The organism is Enterobacter sp. FUJ80071, assembly GCF_038739915.1.
Lineage (GTDB): Bacteria > Pseudomonadota > Gammaproteobacteria > Enterobacterales > Enterobacteriaceae > Enterobacter > Enterobacter kobei.
This window is the reverse complement of the sequence record NZ_JBBXKH010000001.1, coordinates 1-19,628: the sequence shown is the minus strand read 5'-3', so window position 1 is coordinate 19,628 and position 19,628 is coordinate 1. Positions and strand designations below refer to the sequence as shown.

18 protein-coding genes and 1 other annotated feature are annotated in these 19,628 nt (G+C 56.1%); of the genes, 3 read left to right on the top strand and 15 right to left on the bottom strand.

Annotated features, from left to right (window positions below; all coding sequences use genetic code 11):
- Nucleotides 1–80 precede the first annotated feature (80 nt).
- On the top strand, nt 81–827 hold the full coding sequence (locus AAER43_RS00090) for a GntR family transcriptional regulator (RefSeq protein ID WP_014881917.1): 747 nt from the start codon (nt 81–83) through the stop codon (nt 825–827).
- Here the strand turns inward: AAER43_RS00090 and AAER43_RS00085 are convergent.
- The 3 genes from AAER43_RS00085 to ibpA form a co-directional block, all read right to left on the bottom strand.
- Nucleotides 795–2,456, bottom strand: coding sequence for a putative transporter (locus tag AAER43_RS00085; RefSeq protein WP_014881916.1), 1,662 nt, complete (start codon nt 2,454–2,456; stop codon nt 795–797). The two genes, AAER43_RS00090 and AAER43_RS00085, sit on opposite strands and share 33 nt — an antisense overlap.
- Nucleotides 2,457–2,628: 172 nt before the next feature.
- Nucleotides 2,629–3,057 (bottom strand): small heat shock chaperone IbpB, encoded by a 429-nt coding sequence (ibpB, locus tag AAER43_RS00080; protein WP_014881915.1) that lies wholly within the window; start codon nt 3,055–3,057, stop codon nt 2,629–2,631.
- A 136-nt stretch (nt 3,058–3,193) separates the two neighbouring features.
- Nucleotides 3,194–3,604, bottom strand: coding sequence for a small heat shock chaperone IbpA (gene ibpA / locus AAER43_RS00075; protein WP_008500162.1), 411 nt, complete (start codon nt 3,602–3,604; stop codon nt 3,194–3,196).
- Nucleotides 3,598–3,669 (bottom strand) — a sequence feature (ROSE (Repression Of Heat Shock gene Expression) occurs in the 5'-region of heat shock genes and acts as an RNA thermometer to modulate expression.). (Overlaps the previous gene by 7 nt.)
- 250 nt (nt 3,670–3,919) lie before the next feature.
- On the opposite strand from ibpA, the gene AAER43_RS00070 reads away from it, so the two are divergent.
- Entirely contained in the window at nt 3,920–4,252 is a 333-nt protein-coding gene (locus AAER43_RS00070) for a YceK/YidQ family lipoprotein (protein ID WP_014881914.1), read from the top strand.
- On the opposite strand, the gene AAER43_RS00065 is transcribed toward AAER43_RS00070, so the two are convergent.
- The 8 genes from AAER43_RS00065 to AAER43_RS00030 form a co-directional block, all read right to left on the bottom strand.
- The gene (locus AAER43_RS00065) at nt 4,249–5,478 is read right to left on the bottom strand and encodes a DUF3748 domain-containing protein (RefSeq protein WP_072093680.1); all 1,230 of its coding nucleotides are present in this window, start codon (nt 5,476–5,478) and stop codon (nt 4,249–4,251) included. The genes AAER43_RS00070 and AAER43_RS00065 overlap by 4 nt on opposite strands.
- A gap of 51 nt (nt 5,479–5,529) precedes the next feature.
- Nucleotides 5,530–6,867: an MFS transporter gene (locus AAER43_RS00060; RefSeq protein ID WP_045269315.1), complete on the bottom strand. Its 1,338-nt coding sequence runs from the start codon at nt 6,865–6,867 to the stop codon at nt 5,530–5,532.
- A 179-nt stretch (nt 6,868–7,046) separates the two neighbouring features.
- Complete coding sequence (gene dgoD / locus AAER43_RS00055; RefSeq protein ID WP_024907394.1) at nt 7,047–8,195, bottom strand: galactonate dehydratase; 1,149 nt, start codon at nt 8,193–8,195, stop codon at nt 7,047–7,049.
- Nucleotides 8,192–8,809, bottom strand: a complete 618-nt coding sequence (locus AAER43_RS00050) for a 2-dehydro-3-deoxy-6-phosphogalactonate aldolase (protein WP_032635239.1) — start codon at nt 8,807–8,809, stop codon at nt 8,192–8,194. The genes dgoD and AAER43_RS00050 overlap by 4 nt, the downstream gene beginning before the upstream one ends.
- Nucleotides 8,793–9,671: a 2-dehydro-3-deoxygalactonokinase gene (locus AAER43_RS00045; RefSeq protein WP_050862192.1), complete on the bottom strand. Its 879-nt coding sequence runs from the start codon at nt 9,669–9,671 to the stop codon at nt 8,793–8,795. Before AAER43_RS00045 ends, AAER43_RS00050 begins: the two co-directional genes overlap by 17 nt.
- Complete coding sequence (dgoR, locus tag AAER43_RS00040; RefSeq protein WP_003861109.1) at nt 9,668–10,357, bottom strand: D-galactonate utilization transcriptional regulator DgoR; 690 nt, start codon at nt 10,355–10,357, stop codon at nt 9,668–9,670. Before dgoR ends, AAER43_RS00045 begins: the two co-directional genes overlap by 4 nt.
- Before the next feature lie 226 nt (nt 10,358–10,583).
- A complete protein-coding gene (yidA, locus tag AAER43_RS00035) occupies nt 10,584–11,396 on the bottom strand; it encodes a sugar-phosphatase (RefSeq protein WP_014881907.1) in 813 nt (270 codons plus the stop codon).
- Between the two features lie 115 nt (nt 11,397–11,511).
- The gene (locus AAER43_RS00030) at nt 11,512–12,537 is read right to left on the bottom strand and encodes an NAD(P)-dependent alcohol dehydrogenase (RefSeq protein ID WP_050862191.1); all 1,026 of its coding nucleotides are present in this window, start codon (nt 12,535–12,537) and stop codon (nt 11,512–11,514) included.
- A 109-nt stretch (nt 12,538–12,646) separates the two neighbouring features.
- Here AAER43_RS00030 and AAER43_RS00025 point away from each other — a divergent pair, with 109 nt between their 5' ends.
- The gene (locus tag AAER43_RS00025; RefSeq protein ID WP_050862190.1) at nt 12,647–13,582 is read left to right on the top strand and encodes a LysR family transcriptional regulator; all 936 of its coding nucleotides are present in this window, start codon (nt 12,647–12,649) and stop codon (nt 13,580–13,582) included.
- A 33-nt stretch (nt 13,583–13,615) separates the two neighbouring features.
- On the opposite strand, the gene gyrB is transcribed toward AAER43_RS00025, so the two are convergent.
- The 4 genes from gyrB to dnaA all read right to left on the bottom strand — a co-directional run.
- A complete protein-coding gene (gene gyrB / locus AAER43_RS00020; RefSeq protein WP_014881904.1) occupies nt 13,616–16,027 on the bottom strand; it encodes a DNA topoisomerase (ATP-hydrolyzing) subunit B in 2,412 nt (803 codons plus the stop codon).
- Between the two features lie 28 nt (nt 16,028–16,055).
- Nucleotides 16,056–17,129: a DNA replication/repair protein RecF gene (gene recF / locus AAER43_RS00015; RefSeq protein WP_014881903.1), complete on the bottom strand. Its 1,074-nt coding sequence runs from the start codon at nt 17,127–17,129 to the stop codon at nt 16,056–16,058.
- A complete protein-coding gene (gene dnaN, locus AAER43_RS00010) occupies nt 17,129–18,229 on the bottom strand; it encodes a DNA polymerase III subunit beta (RefSeq protein WP_010426557.1) in 1,101 nt (366 codons plus the stop codon). The genes recF and dnaN overlap by 1 nt, the downstream gene beginning before the upstream one ends.
- A gap of 4 nt (nt 18,230–18,233) precedes the next feature.
- On the bottom strand, nt 18,234–19,628 hold a 1,395-nt coding region (dnaA, locus tag AAER43_RS00005), incomplete at its 5' end, for a chromosomal replication initiator protein DnaA (protein ID WP_232931883.1).

The following is a 19,628-nucleotide window of genomic DNA, read 5'->3' as shown; positions in this document are numbered from 1 at the left end:
CAGTGAGGTCTACTTTTCGTTGTAAATATGGACATGTGAAGACGTAACCGACGCCATGATGCGGGCAGAGAGGTCTACTGGTGATCTACAAATCTATTGCCGACAGATTGCGGCTGCGGCTGAATTCGTCGGACTACAACATCGGCAGCCCGCTACCGGGTGAGAAAGCGCTGGCGCAGGAGTTCGGCGTGGCGCGCATGACCATCCGCAAGGCGCTGGATCTGCTGGTGAGCTGGGGGCTGGTTGAGCGACGGCACGGCAGCGGCACGTTTGTCTCGCGTAAGGACGTTCACCACGAAACCACGAATCTGACCGGGCTGGTGGAGGTGCTGCGTCAGCAGGGAAAAGAGGTGCAGAGTAAAGTGTTGCAGTTTGAAGTGATGCCTGCGCCGCCCGCCATCGCCAGCCAGCTGCGGATTCAGGTCGATGAGCGGATCTACTTTTCCCGGCGGGTACGCTACGTGGACGGGAAGCCGCTGATGCTGGAGGACAGCTTTATGCCGGTGAAGCTGTTTCGCAACCTCTCGCTGGCGCATCTGGAAGGGTCAAAGTTTGATTACATCGAGAAAGAGTGCGGGATCACCATCAGCGGCAACTATGAGAGCCTGACGCCGGTGCTGGCAGATAAACAGCTGGCCGGTTACCTGAACCTGCCGGAACAGACGCCGCTGCTGCGAATCACGTCACTTTCCTACAGCGACAGCGGCGAGTTCCTCAATTATTCCGTGATGTTTCGTAATACCAGTGATTACCAGGTGGACTACCATCTGCGGCGCATCCACCCGGAAGTGCTGCTAGCTCATCCCCCAGAACAGCACCGCGAGTAGCTGCGGCGTGATGATGCGCAGGAACATTACCAGCGGGTAGACGGTGGCATAGGAGAGTGCCGCTGCACCGCTGGTGGCATGCAGGTTATTGGCAAACGCGAGCGCAGGGGGATCGGTCATGGAGCCCGCCAGCATGCCGCACAGCGTCAGGTAGTTCATTTTGGCGAACATCCGCGCCAGAATGCCTACCGTCAGCAGCGGGATTGCCGTGATAAATATGCCGTAACCGACCCAGCTCATCCCTTCGCCCTTGATCAGGGTATCGACAAAATCCCCGCCGGATTTCAGCCCGACCACTGCCAGAAACAGCACGATGCCCAGCTCGCGCAGCGCCAGGTTGGCACTCGGCGGCATAAACCAGTAGAGCTTACCAATACAGCCGATGCGCCCGAGGATCAGCGCCATAATCAGCGGCCCGCCTGCCAGGCCCAGCTTAAGCGCCACCGGGAAGCCCGGCACGTACAGTGGAATGGAGCCCAGCAGCACGCCCAGGCCGATGCCGATAAACACCGGCAGCATCTGTACCTGCTGCAGTTTTTGCTGGGCGTTACCCACCATATCCGCCACCGCGTCAATTGACGACGGGCGACCAACCAGGTTGAGGATATCCCCGAACTGCAGGCTGGCTTCCGGGCTGGCGACCAGTTCAACACCCGCGCGATTCAGACGGGAGATAACCACGTCATAGCGTTCTTTTACCTGCAGATCGCGTATTTTTTTGCCGAGAACATGCTCATTGGTCACCACGACGCGTTCCACCCGCATATCGGTGCCGCGCGTGGAGAGCGAGGTGTCCACCTCCTGACCGATGACCAGCCGCGCATTGTTTAAATCCCCGGGCTGGCCGACCAGATGTAGCAGATCGCCTTGCTGAATAACGGTGCCGGGCGCGGGCACCATCAGCATATCGTCACGCTTAAGGCGGGAGCAGATGATGTTGGCGCTGTTCAGGATCGGCACGTCCTGAATCGCCATATTATTCAGGTTGGGATTATCGACGCGAATGTTGATGGTTTTGATGGGCATATGGCCGTTGGTCAGCGTGGTTTCGTGATCTTTGGCCTCTGATTCGACGTTAACGCGAAACAGTACGCGTACCAGCCACATGGAGAGCAGAATGCCACAGATGCCAAACGGATAGGCCATGGCGTAGCTCATCCCCATCTGGTCGACAATGCCGGGTTGAATCCCCAGATCGCGCAGGATTTGCTGGCCCGCACCGAGCGCCGGGGTGTTGGTGACCGCGCCGGAGAAAATACCCAGAACCACAGGAAGGGGAATATCAAAGATTTTGTGCAGAATCGCGGTGACCAGCCCGCCCATGACCACAATGCCGAACGCAAAAAGATTGAGCCGTAGTCCGGAGACACGCAGGGAGGCAAAAAAGCCAGGGCCTACCTGAATCCCGATGGTATAAACGAACAGGATCAGGCCGAACTCCTGAACAAAGTGGAGCATTTCAGCGCTCAGAGCCAGCCCGAGCCGATCGGCAAAATGCCCGACAAAAATGCCGCCAAACAGCACGCCACCAATGCCAAACCCGACGCCGCGGATTTTGATATTGCCTATCCATAGTCCCACAACAGCGACCAGGGCCAACACGCTAACGGTTAACGCGATATCACTCATGATCCTCTCCCTGCCCATAACCTTAGTTATATCAGGGATTCTCTCAGAGCCGTGGGGCGTTGTATGGGCGATGGCGCACAAAAAAGCCCTGCCGTGGCAGGGCCTTATGCGGTCTGTGAGCGGTGTCGGGTGGCGGCTACGCCTTACCCGACCTACAGGTTCGGCGGGCTTGTTAACTGTTCAACGCCGGCCGCTCGCTAATGGCGATACGCTGCGGCGCGATGGCTTCCGGCACGTTACGGGTCAGATCGATATGCAGTAGCCCGTTGGTAAAGGTCGCACCGGACACGTCCATATGGTCTGCCAGGGTAAAGCTCAGGCTAAACGGCTGATTAACCAGCCCCTGATGCAGCCATTGAGTCTCGGTCTCCTGTTTTTCCGGCGTCCCTTTCACGGTCAGACGGGTACCTTCAAGCTGGATGTCCAGATCCTCCTGGCGGAAACCGGCCAGCGCAAGGGTGATGCGATAGTGGTTATCGTCACTTTTTTCAATGTTATACGGCGGAAACGTCTGGTGCTCAGTCGTGCTTTGCAGGGCGTTAGCCAGTTTGTCAAAACCAATCCACTGACGCAGCAGAGGGGATAAATCATAGTTACGCATACTAAATCTCCTTCTAAGAAGCGAGTTCGGCACAGTTTAATTTTGTGCGCAGTTGTTCCTGCAAATCCTGATGGATTCGCATATGCTCCCGTTACGGCAAGCAAGTCTGTGTGGGCCGCGCTTGCGACCCCCGTGATTAGTTAATTTCGATACGGCGCGGTTTTTTCTCTTCCGGAATCACGCGTTCCAGTTCGATAAACAGCAGGCCGTTAACCAGGTTCGCGCCCTTGACGTGAATGTTCTCGGCTAACTGGAACTTGCGTTCAAAGTTACGCTCGGCGATGCCCTGGTAGAGGTAGGTACGTTCTTTCTGCTCGGCCGTATGGGAACCTTTCACCACCAGCAGGTTGTCCTGCGCGGTGATCTCCAGTTCGTTTTCTGCAAAACCGGCAACGGCAATCGCGATGCGGTAGTGGTTTTCGTCAACCAGCTCGACATTGTATGGAGGGTAGCCATTGCTCTGGCTTTGGTTATTTTCTAAATGGTTAAACAGGCGGTCAAAACCAATTGCAGAACGGTATAGCGGAGAAAGATCGAAGTTACGCATAAATAAAACTCCTGAAATCAGCGAGAAATTATAGCCTTCCACCATGGACAGGCCTTTGTGCCCCCGAACGCCCATCAGGCGCGTTCGTTATCGGGTCACATTCTTAAAATGGGTCTGGAACCGGGCTTTTCAAGACTATTTATGTGAGATTTTTTTGCACTTTGCTGGTTGTCGCATAGACTCTGGGACAACAGCACAAAGGGTTAAATTGCGATGACTGCCACAGTGCGGGATTATCGAGCTATCCATTTCTGATAAGGCTCGCTATAACCCTGAGTTGCAGGTCTATGCAGTAACATTAACGATGACTGAGTGATGATGAAAAATGTTCTGATAAAGCTGACGACGTTCAGCGGGGTAGTTTTACTTTGCGGGTGTTCGAGCGTGATGTCTCACACCGGCGGTAAAGAAGGAACATATCCGGGGACGCGCGCCAGCGCGGCGATGATCTCCGATGACGATACCAACTGGGGCACCAAATCCCTGGTTATCCTGGATATGCCGTTTACGGCAGTAGCGGATACGCTTCTGCTGCCGTGGGATGTATTCCGTAAGGATGACTCCGTACGTTCACGGGTAGAGAAAAGCGAGCAGGAAAACCTGGCGACCAACGCCGTCATTCCGCCCGCCGAGATGCCTCCGCGCTAGTTCTGTGCGGTTTCCGTTATCCAAAGCTGACGGAAACCGCCCGTCTCTTCCATCCATGCAATAACGCGCCCGTTCGGAGAAAACACGACGGCATCCGCAGAAGGTGGATTGCCGTGATCGGACGTCAAAAACGTCACCTCTCCGGTCTGTGCGTCGCAGCACGCAATCCGATTTTCGAGCACAAATCCCAGCATCTTCCCGGACGGGTGCCAGTTGAACGCAGACTGGATATCGCGCTCAGCGTGGGTGAGCTGGCGCGGCTCGCCACCCTCAGGCGAGATCAGCCACAGCTGCACAACGCCGTTATCATCACGCATCAGAAACGCGATTTGTGTCGCCTGCGGGTTACTGCGCACCCAGTGGCGCGGCACGTTCACCAGACCCGGATAGCGGTTGTGGTGCGTGAAGGTTAACCGACGCTGCATCACGCCCTCTGGCGGCGCAGGCAGCGTTTCTGGCGTTCCCTGCAGCGGCGCATCGCCCGCACGTTTCCAGCCCTGTTCATCTTCTGGCAGGTTAACAATGAACAGTTCAGGCACTTTTTCGCCCTGTGCTGAGAGGGTATCGCCGATAAACGCCAGCCTGTCGTTGCCCACCCAGCCCTCTTCGTAGGCGCGATTGATTTCGTCGCTGCCCGGTTGTGGGTTAGGCGTCGTGCGGCTGACCAGCACGCTCCAGAAGGTTCCCGGATATTCACGCGGATGGTTCCCCTGTGGATTCACCGGGCCGAAAGGCGCCGCCACGCCAACGTTGCGTAAATCGAGCTTCGGATCGCGCATATGCATGACATGGTCGTTATAGGTAAAGCTGACCAACTGCCCGTTCGGGCTGAAGACATGTACGTGGCTGCCACCGCGCAGCGCGCCTGGAGTATAGGGCGCAGTGATATCCATCGCATCCAGATTGCTTACCTGACCGTGATGCGCAATCACCCCCTGGCGATGATGAAAATCGTAGCGCCAGTCCGCATCCGGGTGTTTCGGACCGTGGATAAAGATGTATTCATCCTGTGCAGGATGAACGGTCACCACGCCAACGTGCGCGCCGTCCGTCGCGCGATAAATCACCTCGACCTCGCCCGTGCCTACATTAACTCGCTCGATGGTTTCACCGGTGAACGACGCCCCTGACGGACGCACGTCATAGACCAGCCACTGGCTGTCCGGCGTCCAGGTATTGATATTAGTAAGCTGGTGGTTGCGGGAAGCGAAGGTGATTTGTTTCATGAGGATACCCTGATGCGCAGTTATCGCATCAGGGTAAAACATCCGTGTGGATTAGCCTACTCGTTTCACATCGCCTACCAGCAGTATGTAAGAAAGCGCGCCAATCAACGCCACGGCGGAGATGTAAACCAGCGCCGGGCCAAAACCGTAATCCTGAGCCAGATAACCAATGACCAGCGGCACGGTAATTCCACCCAGCCCGCCAACGAAGTTGAACACACCGCCGGTCAGACCGATCAGCCGCATCGGTGCCAGGGACGACACCAGCGACCAGGTAATCGATGCGAAACCATTACCAAAGAACGCCACTGCCATCAGGGTCATTATCCACACCGGATCGTTGGTATAGTTGGCACCCATGATGCAGGTGGAGATCAGCAATCCGCAGATAATCGGTGTTTTACGCGCTACCCCCAATGAGAACCCTTTTTTTACCAGCTTATCCGCCAGCCAGCCCGAGAGCAGGACACCGAAGAACGCGGCAAGGAACGGTACGGTGGTCATAAAGCCCGCCTTCAGCGCGGTGATCCCCTTCTCCTGCGTCAGGTAGTTTGGGAACCACGTCAGGAAGAACCACAGCGTGGACGTCACCGCAAATTGCCCCAGGTAAACCCCCACCAGCTTACGGTGGAAGACCAGCTTCCAGTCGGCTTTGGTCAGCGGCTGTCGCGCCTCTTTTTTCACGGGCGCATCACCATCCACCAGGCCGCCGCCGTCGCGGATATAGTCCAGCTCTGCTTTGCTGATGCTTTTGGTCAGGCGCGGCGGCTGATAGACCTTAATCCAGATAAACGACCAGATGATGCCGATCCCACCGGTAACAATAAACACCCAGTGCCAACTCAGCAGTTCCTGGATCCAGATTAACAATGGCGTCAGGAATGCCAGACCAACAAACTGCCCGGAGGTGTAAAAGCCCACTGCGGAGGCACGTTCGTGTTCCGGGAACCAGCTGGTCACCATGCGGTTATTGGTCGGGAACGCGGGTGCTTCAAATATCCCGGTGATGGCACGCAGACCGATCAGCGACATTAGTCCGGTCGCGAAGCCCTGGAACAAGGTCGCCACGGACCAGCCAAAAATAGCGATAAAATAAGTCAGACGTGAACCCACGCGGTCAAGGAACCAGCCGCCCGGGATCTGGCAAAGCGTATAGAGCCAGGCAAACGCCGAGAAGACATAACCCATTTCCGCTTTAGTGATACCAAACTCTTCCTGAATATGGGCCGATGCCACGGCAAGGTTGGCGCGGTCAACATAACAAATGACCACGGTAATAAAGATCATCAACAGCGTCAGGTAACGGCGACGCCCGGTTTTTGCAGCAGTAACTGGAATATCCATCGCAATCTGTCTCCAGATTTTGGGCATAGCGAAGCCGCTCACCATGCCCTGTAGTTTCAGAGGGTGTAATTATTTTTTTATTTAAAAACGTAGCCAGAATGCGCTAAATAATTCGTGCTGGGGGGAAGGCGGCAAGTTTTCGCATCCCCGGGAGCATACAAAAGTATGTGACCGGGGTAAGAAAGCGCAGCCAACGCCTCACCAGCGCGAAGTATGACGCGCATTTACCACTCGGCGACTGAACCGTCTTCATGCCGCCATAACGGGTTACGCCAGTCCGGCGCATGTTTACTCAGCTCAATAACTTTGGCTTCGTCAATTTCAACGCCCAGACCCGGTTTCGTTAACGGTTTAAAGAATCCGCCTTCCATGCTGAAGTCTTCTTTGTTTTTCACAAAATCGAGCAGCTCCGCGCCTTTGTTATAGTGAATCCCCATGCTTTGTTCCTGGAACACGGCATTGCGGGAGACAAAATCGACATGCAGGCAGGCCGCCAGCGCGATTGGTCCGAGCGGACAGTGCGGAGCCAGCGCCACGTCGTAGGCTTCTGCCATGCCGGCAATTTTGTAGCATTCGGTGATACCGCCCGCGTGGGAGAGATCCGGCTGCAGGATCGCAATGCCGCCCGCTTCGAGCACCCGTTTAAATTCAAAGCGTGAGAACATCCGTTCGCCCGCCGCGATAGGAATGTGCGTCTGTTCAGCCAGCTTCGGATAGTATTCGGCCTGCTCGGCCAGCACCGGCTCTTCGATAAACAGCGGGCGATATGGTTCCAGTTCTTTAATGAGCACCTTCGCCATCGGCGCGCTGACACGCCCATGAAAATCCAGACCGAACTCAATCTCGTTGCCGAAGGCTTCACGGATTTGCGCCACGGTATTTACCGCCCGGTCTACCGCGCGCGAGTTGTCGATGACGCCCATCTCTTCGCAGCCGTTGAGCTTGAAGGTGTCAAAACCGATGTTGCGCAGCTGTGTAATGCCGTCGATCACTTCCGCAGGGCGGTCGCCTCCGACCCAGCTATAGGCTTTGATTTTGTCGCGCACCAGGCCACCCATCAGTTGCCAGACCGGGGCGTTCAGCACTTTACCTTTGATATCCCATAGCGCCTGGTCGATACCGGCGATAGCGCTCATGAGAATCGGACCACCGCGGTAGAAACCCGCGCGATACATCACCTGCCAGAGGTCGTTAATGCGTGCCGGATCCTGCCCAATCAGATATTCCCCCAGCTCATGCACTGCAGCTTCAACGGTGCGGGCTCGCCCTTCAATCACCGGCTCGCCCCAGCCCACAACACCTTCGTCGGTTTCGATTTTCAGGAACATCCAGCGCGGGGGTAAACGGTACGTGGTGAGTTTGGTTATTTTCATTTCACTGCCTCTCGATACGCTTTCACAAATGCTGCCGCCTGCTGTGCGGTACGTTCAACGGGCTGTCCGGCGCGATAAAGATCGCTGCCCAGCCCCGCGCCCACACAGCCAGCGCTTATCCACTGGCCCAGGTTTTCTGGCGTAACGCCACCCACGGCAAAGACCGGCACGCTGGCGGGCAATACCGCCTTCAGCGCTTTGATGTAATCCGGACCAAAAGCCGAGGACGGGAAAATTTTCAGCGATTGCGCGCCCGCGTCGAGGGCAGTAAACGCTTCTGTGGCCGTCGCGCATCCCGGACAAACGGTCATGCCGTAACCCACTGCACGGCGGATCACCTCAGGATGGATGTTCGGGGTGACGATGAGCTTGCAGCCCATCTTTGCCAGCTGGTCCACCTGCTCCGGTTGTAAGACGGTCCCCGCGCCAATCAGCGCTTTATCACCAAACGCATCCACCACGGCCGGAATGCTCTTTTCCCATTGTGGGGAGTTGAGCGGAATCTCCACCGCGTCGAACCCGGCGTCTATAACTGCGCCGACGTGCGCTAACGCCTCATCGGGCGTGATACCGCGCAAAATCGCGATAAGGGGAAGGTCAGTTTGCCACTGCATGAGCGATGCTCCTTATTCCTGCCTGAAATGCCGTGTCGCCGGGTACCGTTGAAACGGTAAGCCCAACAGCGCGGAACGCCTGTTCGTAGCGTGACGTTAGCGATGCGCCTGCGACAATCGTGATGGCCTGCTCGTGCACGATGAAGTCACGCATGCTGGCGACCTCAGCGCCAATCAGCAGGCCCGAGAGAAATTCACTGACCTGCTCGCGCGGGAGATCGCCCAGCACGTGCGAGGCGCGAACCTCAAAAAGTTGCGGCAAAACGACAGGACAGGCGATCCCACGCGCCAGACCAGCAGCAAACGCCTCTGGCGAGGATTTTTGCTCCGGCAAACCAGCCCCCACCAGCGAATGGTTGAGCAGCAAATGATGCAGCTCGCCGGTCATCACGGTGCGAAAGTCGTGGATTTGCTCAGCATCCGCCTGGACCCACTTGCAGTGCGTTCCGGGCATAACGTAGACAGAAGAAGGAGATAGCGTGCGCGCGCCAAGGAGCTGCGTCTCTTCGCCGCGCATCACGTTGTGGTTATCGTCGCGAGAAACGCGCAAACCGGGAATAATCCAGATATTGTCGCCTACGGACGTTAAACGATCGCCAATAGCAGAGAAATGGGCGGGAACAGGCAAATAAGGCGCGGTTTTCCAGCCTACGTTACTGCCTACCATACCCGCCATGACTACCGGCGTGGCGCTATCGCGCCAGTTTTGCGTCACTTCTGCTAACACCGCCTCAGGGGATTTACCGTTCAGGCGCGTTACGCCTGCTTCTGATTGCCTGCTCTCCAGGCACTGCTCGTCCTGGTACAGCCAGGCGCGCAGATTGGTCGAACCCCAGTCAATTGCGATGTAGCGAGATGTCATGTGATTTCCTTCAACCTTCGTGTCGAGCTGGCAATCATGGTAAGTGCCGCCTGCTCTGCCGCATCGCCATCCTGATGCCGTATCGCATCAAACAGCGCTTTATGTTCCTGGAGCGTTTTTGGCATGTTGGCCTCATCGCCCATCCAGGTACGTTCAAATACTGCTCGCTGTAGCGAGCTGATCGCCACGCTAAGCTGCTGTAATACCGGGTTATGTACCGACTGCAACACCGCTTCGTGATAGCGAATATCAGCCTCATTGAACGCTTCCCGGTTCTGGTTATTGGCAATCATGTCGTTTAAAGCCGACTCGATTTGTGCCAGGTCGCCGGACGTTGCCCGTTCCGCTGCCCAACGTGCGATTGCCGGTTCCACCAGATTTCGGACTTCACTCATCGCGCCGATAAGCCGCGGGTCGTAATCGTTTTCCAGTACCCACTGCAATACGTCGGTATCGAGGTAGTTCCACTGGTTGCGCGGGGCAACAAACGCGCCGCGATACCGTTTCATTTCAATCAGACGCTTCGCCATCAGCGAGCGGAATACTTCCCGGATGATGTTGCGCGAAGTTTCAAATTCCTCACACAGTTCAGCCTCTGCTGGCAGTGGCGAACCGGGAACATATTTGCCCCCGACAATCTGGGTGCCCAGCGTAATGACGATGCGATCGGTTTTATTGAGAGTCATGGAGAGTCCTTGTGCTCTTTGTGTACATGACTACTTTACCGCGACCGCCGAATTTCACCTCACTTTTGCAGTACAAACGTGAGGGAGTTCGTCTTTGCCATGGCTGTAATGTAGTACAATCATTCAATATTGTACTACAATAAAGATCACAAAAAGAACAATTCAATAAATTCAGCGCAAAAAAAAGCCCCGGTTGATAACCGAGGCCGATGAATGCAAACAGGCGTTACTGCAGCACAAACTTCTCGATGGCGTACGCCACACCGTCTTCCAGATTGGATTTGGTGACGAAGTTAGCCACGTCTTTCACCGACGGGATCGCGTTATCCATCGCGACGCCCATCCCCGCAAATTCAATCATCGCGATGTCGTTTTCCTGGTCGCCCAGCGCCATGATTTCCTCAGGTTTAATACCCAGCGCGTCAGCCAGTGATTTTACACCCGTGCCTTTATTGACGCGTTTATCGAGAATTTCGAGGAAGTACGGCGCGCTTTTCAACACGGTGTACTTCTCTTTGACCTCTGCCGGAATACGCGCGATGGCTTTATCCAGGATCTCCGGCTCATCGATCATCATCACTTTCAGGAACTGCGTCGCCGGGTCCATTTTCTCGGCTTCACAGAAGACCAGCGGAATGGTCGCAACGTAAGATTCATGTACCGTGTAGTAGCTGATATCGCGGTTGGCGGTGTAGAGCGTATTGCGATCGAGCGCGTGGAAGTGAGAGCCCACTTCACGGGAAAGTTTTTCCAGGAACAGATAGTCGTCGTAGCTCAGTGCCGTTTGCGCAACCGTGCTGCCATCTGCGGCTTTCTGCACCAGCGCGCCGTTATAGGTGATGCAGTAATCGCCCGGCTGGTTCATGTGCAGCTCTTTCAGGTAACTATGCACGCCCGCATACGGACGCCCGGTGGTCAGTACCACATTCACGCCCTTCGCGCGTGCGGCAGCGATCGCGTTTTTAACGGCAGGAGAGATAGTGTGGTCTGGCAGCAGCAGCGTGCCGTCCATGTCGATTGCAATGAGTTTGATAGCCATGAGTTCCCCGGGATAAATGAGTGCTGTCTCATGCTAACGCGATTAAGCACACAAAAATAGAGCTACATTGCGCAACAGAAGTGCCCCTTTTACCCGCATCCCGGGGAATAATGCCTTACTCGCGGGTCAGGACAATTTTGCCAAACGCACCGCGATCCAGGTGTTTAAGCGCCTGTTCGAGTTCATCAAAGCGGTAGCGATGCTCGATCACAGGTTTCAGTCCCGTCACATCCACAGCGCGGACGAAATCTTCCAGCGCCCGGCGGTGCCCGACGCCAATCCCCTGAATGACCGGAGATTTCAGCAACAGTTCGCTAGCGGACAGCGAAATCTCACTTCCGGCCAGCACGCCAATAACAGAAATACGCCCGTGAACGGCAACGGCACGCAGGGAATGCTTCAGGTTCTCTCCCCCCACGGTTTCGATAATATGGTCGATGCCGCGATCCTCCGTGAGCGCCAGGGTATTTTCAGCCCAGTCGCCTTTCAGCCGGTTGATGCCCTGGCTGGCGCCCAGTTTTTTGGCCAGCGCCAGTTTTTCATCGCTCCCCGAGGTGACAAATACCTCTGCGCCGTGCGCTTTTGCGATCTGCAGGGCGAATATCGCCACGCCGCCCGTCCCCTGCACCAGTACCGATTGCCCGGCACGTAACTGACCGCGCTCCACCAGCGCGAACCAGGCGGTAAGCCCTGCGCAGGGCAGCGTGCTGGCTTCTGCATCGTCCAGAGTGTCCGGGGCGGCCACCAGCGCGTCTTCCTTCACAATCACATACTCGGCCAGCATTCCCTGGAAATAGCCGCCGGAGGTTTTATAGGGCAAATTGCGCGCGTCCGCCTGCGGCCTGCCGTCGATCCACTCCGGGAAGAAAGTGGAAATGACACGAGCGCCGGGTTTGAAACGTGTTACGCCTTCGCCCGTGCTGTCCACCACGCCCGCCATGTCAGACGCAGGGGTAAACGGGAAGGCAAGCGGAATCGGCATCGTGCCTTCAATAACCATTTTATCGCGATAGTTAAGTGCAACGGCATTTACCCGTACGCGCACTTCACCCGGGCCAGGCGTTTGAACAGGTTCCTGAATGAGTCTGAGGTTCTCGCGCCCGAGGGCATTCATGGACCAGCGTTGCATTGTCTCTGTCATAATTTACTCCTGCCATCTATTAAGCTTCAGTTCTGACAGTCTACCGTTGACTTAATCTCTCCAGTGGCGATAAGTTTTCTCTTTATTGACGCCACAAAAGATACAATTCATGAGCGATACGCTGAAGGATATCCCTGTTTTTGTCGCCGCCGTGGAGGCGGGAAGTTTTGCTCAGGCCGCCATCCGTCTGCATTTGTCACGCTCGGCGGTAGGAAAAAGCATCGCTCGCCTTGAACAGCGTCTTGGCGTTCGTCTGTTTCAGCGCACCACTCGTAGCCTGAAGCTGACCGATAACGGCGCACTTTTTTATGAACGCTGCCTGCGCGCGCTGGAGGAGATTCGGGGCGCAGAATCGTTGCTTGAGTCCGGGAAACAGCAGATCCGTGGCCGCCTGCGCGTCGCCATGCCGGTTCTGTTTGGCCGCCAGTGCGTTGCCCCTTTGCTGATAGAACTGGCGCAGGAGCACCCCGGTCTTGAACTGGAAATGTCTTTCAGCGACCGCGTGGTGGATCTCGTGGAGGAAGGATTCGATATGGCGGTACGTAACGGCACGCTACAGGACAGTAGCATGCTGGTCGCCAGAAGGCTGGGGGAGCACCGGATGGTGCTGTGCGCCGCGCCGGATTACCTGCTGGAGAGGGGCCAGCCACAAAGCGTTGCGGATTTAGCACACCATGCAGCCATTAACTATCTGCGCGCAGGCAGAGTTTTGCCCTGGGAGCTGATGGATAACGAAGGGACGTCGCACACCTTTACTCCCCGCACCTCACTCAACATGGACGACTTGCAGGCTATCTGCGATGCGGCGCTGGCCGGACACGGCATTGCGTGGCTGCCCTGCTGGATGGCCAGCAGAAAAATTCATCAGGGAAAACTCATCCCGCTGTTAAAGCAGGCACCGGAAGTGCGCTTCGACGTTCATGCAGTCTGGCAAAAGACGCCACATCTGCCACTGAGAGTCAGAATTGCCGTCGATATGCTCGCCAGCCGTTTACCGTCAGTGCTGTCGCTGGATTTGTCTGCGTCCATAAAAAAGCCGCGCTAAATGCGCGGCCTCAGTAAAGCAATCTCACTACGATTAAATATCGATATTCGCCGCTTTCAGCGCGTTCTCTTCGATGAAGGCACGGCGTGGTTCAACCGCATCGCCCATCAACGTCGTGAACAGCTGGTCGGCTGCAATCGCATCTTTCACGGTGACGCGCAGCATACGACGGCTTTCTGGATCCATGGTGGTTTCCCACAGCTGATCCGGGTTCATTTCACCCAGACCTTTATAACGCTGGATAGAAAGACCGCGACGGGACTCTTTCACCAGCCAGTCCAGCGCCTGCTCGAAGCTGGCTACCGGCTGACGGCGTTCACCACGTTCGATAAACGCATCGTCTTCGATCAGACCGCGCAGCTTCTCGCCGAGGGTGCAGATACGACGATATTCCGGACCGGTCACGAATTCATGCTCCAGCGGGTAGTCGGTGTCGACGCCGTGGGTGCGCACGCGAACAATCGGCTCGAACTGCTGGGCCGCGTTCTGCTGAACGTCAAATTTCCACTGGCTACCGTGCTGCTCTTTCTCGTTCAGCTCGCTCACCAGGGTGTTCACCCAGCGGGTAACTGCCTGTTCGTCGCTCAGTTCGGCTTCAGTCAGGGTTGGCTGATAGATCAGCTCCTTCAGCAGCGCTTTCGGATAACGACGCTCCATACGACCAATCATTTTCTGAGTGGCGTTGAACTCAGAAACCAGACGCTCCAGCGGCTCGCCGGCCAGTGCAGGGGCATGAGAGTTCGCGTGCAGGGTTGCACCGTCAAGCGCGATCGCGATTTGGTACTGATCCATCGCATCGTCATCTTTAATGTACTGTTCCTGCTTGCCTTTCTTCACTTTGTACAGCGGTGGCTGTGCAATGTAGACGTGGCCACGTTCAACGATTTCCGGCATCTGACGATAGAAGAAGGTCAACAGCAGCGTACGGATGTGCGAGCCGTCGACGTCCGCATCGGTCATGATGATGATGCTGTGATAACGCAGTTTGTCCGGGTTGTACTCGTCACGCCCAATGCCGCAGCCCAGCGCGGTGATAAGCGTCGCTACTTCCTGAGAAGAGAGCATTTTGTCGAAGCGCGCCTTCTCAACGTTGAGGATTTTACCCTTCAACGGCAGGATTGCCTGGTTCTTACGGTTACGGCCCTGCTTCGCAGAACCGCCCGCGGAGTCCCCTTCCACAAGGTACAGTTCAGAGAGCGCCGGGTCGCGTTCCTGGCAGTCAGCCAGCTTGCCTGGCAGACCCGCTAAGTCCAGAGCGCCTTTACGACGGGTCATTTCACGGGCTTTACGCGCAGCTTCACGAGCACGTGCCGCGTCAATAATTTTGCCGACAACGATTTTCGCGTCAGACGGGTTTTCCAGCAGGTATTCGCTCAGCAGTTCGTTCATCTGCTGTTCAACCGCCGATTTCACCTCAGAAGAGACCAGCTTATCTTTGGTCTGTGATGAGAACTTCGGATCCGGCACTTTCACGGAGACAACGGCAATCAAACCTTCACGGGCATCGTCGCCGGTGGCGCTGACTTTCGCTTTTTTGCTGTAGCCTTCTTTGTCCATGTAGGCGTTCAGGGTACGGGTCATCGCCGCGCGGAAGCCCGCCAGGTGCGTACCGCCGTCACGCTGTGGAATGTTGTTGGTAAAGCAGTAGATGTTTTCCTGGAAACCATCGTTCCACTGCAACGCCACTTCAACGCCGATACCGTCTTTTTCTGTGGAGAAGTAGAAGATATTCGGGTGAATTGGCGTTTTATTCTTGTTCAGATACTCAACGAATGCCTTGATCCCGCCTTCGTAGTGGAAGTGGTCTTCTTTGTTGTCACGCTTGTCGCGCAGACGAATCGACACACCGGAGTTTAGGAACGACAGTTCACGCAGGCGTTTCGCCAGGATGTCATACTCGAATTCGGTGACGTTGGTGAAGGTTTCGAGGCTCGGCCAGAAACGCACCATGGTACCGGTTTTGTCGGTGTCGCCAGTGACGGCCAGCGGTGCCTGCGGCACGCCGTGCGTATAAAGCTGACGGTGAATTTTGCCTTCACGCTGGATAACCAGCTCCAGCTTCTGCGACAGGGCGTTAACCACGGAGACGCCTACGCCGTGCAGGCCGCCGGAAACTTTATAGGAGTTATCGTCAAACTTACCGCCTGCGTGCAGAACGGTCATGATCACTTCCGCAGCAGAGACGCCCTCTTCCGGGTGAATACCGGTTGGGATGCCACGGCCATCATCAGTGACGGAGACGGAGTTATCCGCATGGATGGTGACCACGATGTCTTTACAGTGACCCGCGAGCGCTTCGTCGATAGCGTTATCTACCACCTCGAATACCATGTGGTGCAGACCGGTGCCGTCATCCGTGTCGCCGATATACATACCCGGGCGCTTACGCACCGCATCCAGCCCTTTCAGGACTTTGATACTGGAGGAGTCATAAGAATTCGACATCAACGTTTCTCGCTCATTTCAACTTGGGTTAATCCGTTATTTTACCCTTTTCCACGGTAAACATCTTCGAATTTTCGTCCGACATGTCCATAACGTGTTCAGCGCTAATCGCGCTGACGAAAACCTGCGACTGCGTGGCTTTTAAGCGGCTGGCAAGCAGCCCGCGCCGCGCGTCGTCAAGTTCCGAGGCAAAATCATCTATCAGGTACAGGCAGCGTCGCCCGCTCTCGCGAGTGAGGAACTCTCCCTGCGCCAGGCGCAGTGCGCACATCAGGAGCTTGAGTTGCCCGCGCGACAATGTGTCTTCCACCGGCGCACCGTCGGCACGAATGCGGAAATCCGCCTTGTGCGGGCCGTGCGCGGTGTAGGTCAGCATGCGGTCGCGCTCGAAGTTTCTCTCTAACACCTCAGCATAATCCGTCTCTTTCTCCCAGCCGCGCTGGAAGGAGAAGGTGAGAGAGAACTCGGGTAAAAACTGTTTGCAGGTGTCGGCCATGTCTTCGGCGATACCTGCGCTGTATTCGGCACGCCAGCGGCTGATCTGTTCCGCGAGAGGGATAAGCTCCAAATCCCACGGGCGCAGCTGGGCGTAACGGGTGACCTGGCGCAACGCGGCGTTACGCTGCTTGAGCAGGCGCTTCAGGTTGCTCCAGGCGTTAAAGAAACCGGCTTCGTTGTGAAAGCATCCCCAGTCGAGGAATGCTCTTCTGTATTTGGGGCCGCCGTTGAGTAAAGTAAACCCCTCGGGCGTAATCAGCTGCATCGGCATGAGCAGCGCCAGCTCCGCCACCTTGTGGCCGTCGGTGCCGTCGATGCGTACCTTGCTGTCGCCCTGCTTGTCTTTGGTCAGGCCAATGGCGGTTTCTCGCTCCGCCCCCTGCAAACGCCCATGCAGAACAAAAGATTCCTGCTCGTGGCGAATGACGCGGCCAATCTGCAAACTGCGAAACGCCCGACCATGGCCGAGCGTATAGATGGCTTCCAGCACGCTGGTTTTGCCACTGCCGTTTGCGCCAACCAGGAAGTTAAAGCCAGGGGAGAGAGCGAGATCCGCACTTTCGATGTTGCGAAAGTCGCGGATCAACAGACGGGTGAGCGACATTACAGTCTCATTGGCATGACAACATAAGCCGCGCTTTGGCTGGCAGCATCTTCAATCTGTACGCTCGATACGGAGTCGGTCAGCAGAATGCGCACGTTCTCGCATTTCAGCGCGTTCAACACGTCCAGCACATAGCTGACGTTGAAGCCGATTTCCATCTCGGTTCCGGCGTAGGTGACGTCCAGAATCTCTTCTGCCTCTTCCTGCTCCGGGTTATTGGCGGTGATTTTGATCTGGTTTTCACTCACGTACAGACGCACGCCGCGGAATTTCTCGTTAGAGAGAATGGCGGCACGGGCAAACGCCTGCTTGAGGCTATCGCAGCCCGCTTCCAGCGTCTTGTCCGGGTTCTTCGGCAATACGCGGCGATAATCCGGGAAACGGCCGTCAACCAGCTTTGAAGTGAAGACAAAATCGCCCACATGCGCGCGGATGTTGTTGCTACCGATCTGCACGCGCAGCGGCGTGTCGCCACCGTCGAGCATACGCATCAGCTCAATCACCCCTTTACGCGGCACGATAACCGAATGGTTTGGCAGCGAGTCGCCAATCGGCATAGAACAGACCGCCAGACGGTGGCCGTCGGTCGCTACGGTACGCAGCTCTTCGCCTTCGGTTTCGAACAGCATGCCGTTTAAGTAGTAACGAACGTCCTGATGCGCCATGGAGAACTGCGTGGCTTCAATCAAACGCTTCATCGTCGCCTGCGGCAGGGTGAATTCAACTTCACTCTGCCAGTCGTCCAGGTTCGGGAAGTCTGCAGCAGGCAGCGTGGAGAGTGAAAAACGGCTGCGGCCAGAGCGCACCAGCATACGATCGCCTTCCAGCTGCACAGCAATTTCAGCGCCTTCCGGCAGCCCACGGCAGATATCAAAGAATTTACGTGCCGGAACCGTGGTCGCGCCCGCGTCGTGCGGCTGCGTCAGCGTAACGCGCGCGATCATTTCCATTTCCAGATCTGTACCGGTCAGCGACAGCGTACCGTCCGCGACCTGAAGCAGCAGGTTTCCGAGAATAGGCAGCGTTGGGCGGCCACCTAATGGGCCACTCACCTGTTGCAGCGGTTTTAATAAATGTTCACGTTCAACGGTAAATTTCATAGCGTCACGATGATAGTGTTCTGATTAAATTGGAGAAATCTTCTTTTATGTCGTGGCTTTCTTCGCGTAACTGCTCAATCTTGCGGCACGCATGCAGCACGGTCGTATGGTCACGGCCACCAAACGCATCGCCGATTTCCGGCAGACTGTGGTTGGTTAACTCCTTTGCCAGCGCCATCGCCATCTGACGCGGACGCGCCACCGAGCGGGAACGACGTTTAGACAGTAAATCTGCCACTTTGATCTTGTAGTACTCGGCCACCGTCTTTTGAATATTGTCGATAGTGACCAGTTTTTCCTGCAATGCCAGCAGATCACGCAGCGCTTCTCGCACAAAATCGATGGTGATCGCACGACCGGTAAAGTTGGCATTGGCGATCACGCGGTTCAGTGCTCCTTCCAGCTCACGCACATTGGAACGAAGACGCTTGGCAATAAAGAACGCCACTTCACCCGGCAGGCGAATGTCGTTCTCATCGGCTTTTTTCATCAGGATCGCGACGCGGGTTTCCAGCTCCGGCGGCTCGATCGCCACGGTCAGGCCCCAGCCGAAGCGGGATTTCAGACGATCTTCAACGCCGTTGATCTCTTTAGGATAACGATCCGAGGTCAGAATGATCTGCTGATTACCTTCCAGCAGGGCGTTGAAGGTGTGGAAAAATTCTTCCTGCGATCGTTCTTTATTGGCAAAGAACTGGATGTCATCGATCAGCAGCGCATCAACGGAACGGTAGTAGCGTTTAAACTCTTCGATCGCATTGTTTTGCAGGGCTTTTACCATGTCCTGAACGAAGCGCTCGGAGTGCATATACACCACTTTCGCATTCGGCTTGCGGGCCATAATGCCGTTACCCACCGCGTGCAGCAGGTGCGTTTTACCCAGACCCGTGCCGCCATACAGGAACAGCGGGTTGTAGGCGCCTCCGGGGTTATCAGCAACCTGACGAGCCGCCGCGCGCGCCAGCTGGTTCGACTTACCTTCAACGAAGTTATCGAACGTGTGCTTCACGTTAACGTTGGAGCGGTAGGTTGGCTCTGCCGGTGCAGGCACGTTATCCCAGCCCTGACGAGCAGGTGCAACGCGAGGGGCTGGCGCAGGAGCGGCCTGAGCTGGCGCTGCGACATTCACGGTTTCACGAACGGTTTGGGTGACGGGCCTGGTGCCCACTTCAAAACGCAGCTGCGGGACATCTGACCCGCAGAAATCGTTCAGCAGGCCATTGATGTTATTAAGGTACTTGTCTCTTACCCAATCGAGCACAAAACGGTTTGGCGCATACAAAGCCAGCGTGTTATCGCTCAGCTCCGCCTGCAACGGGCGGATCCACATACTGAATTCTGTGGCTGGTAACTCATCCTGCAATCGGGCAAGACACTGCTGCCAAAGCGAAAGTGACAC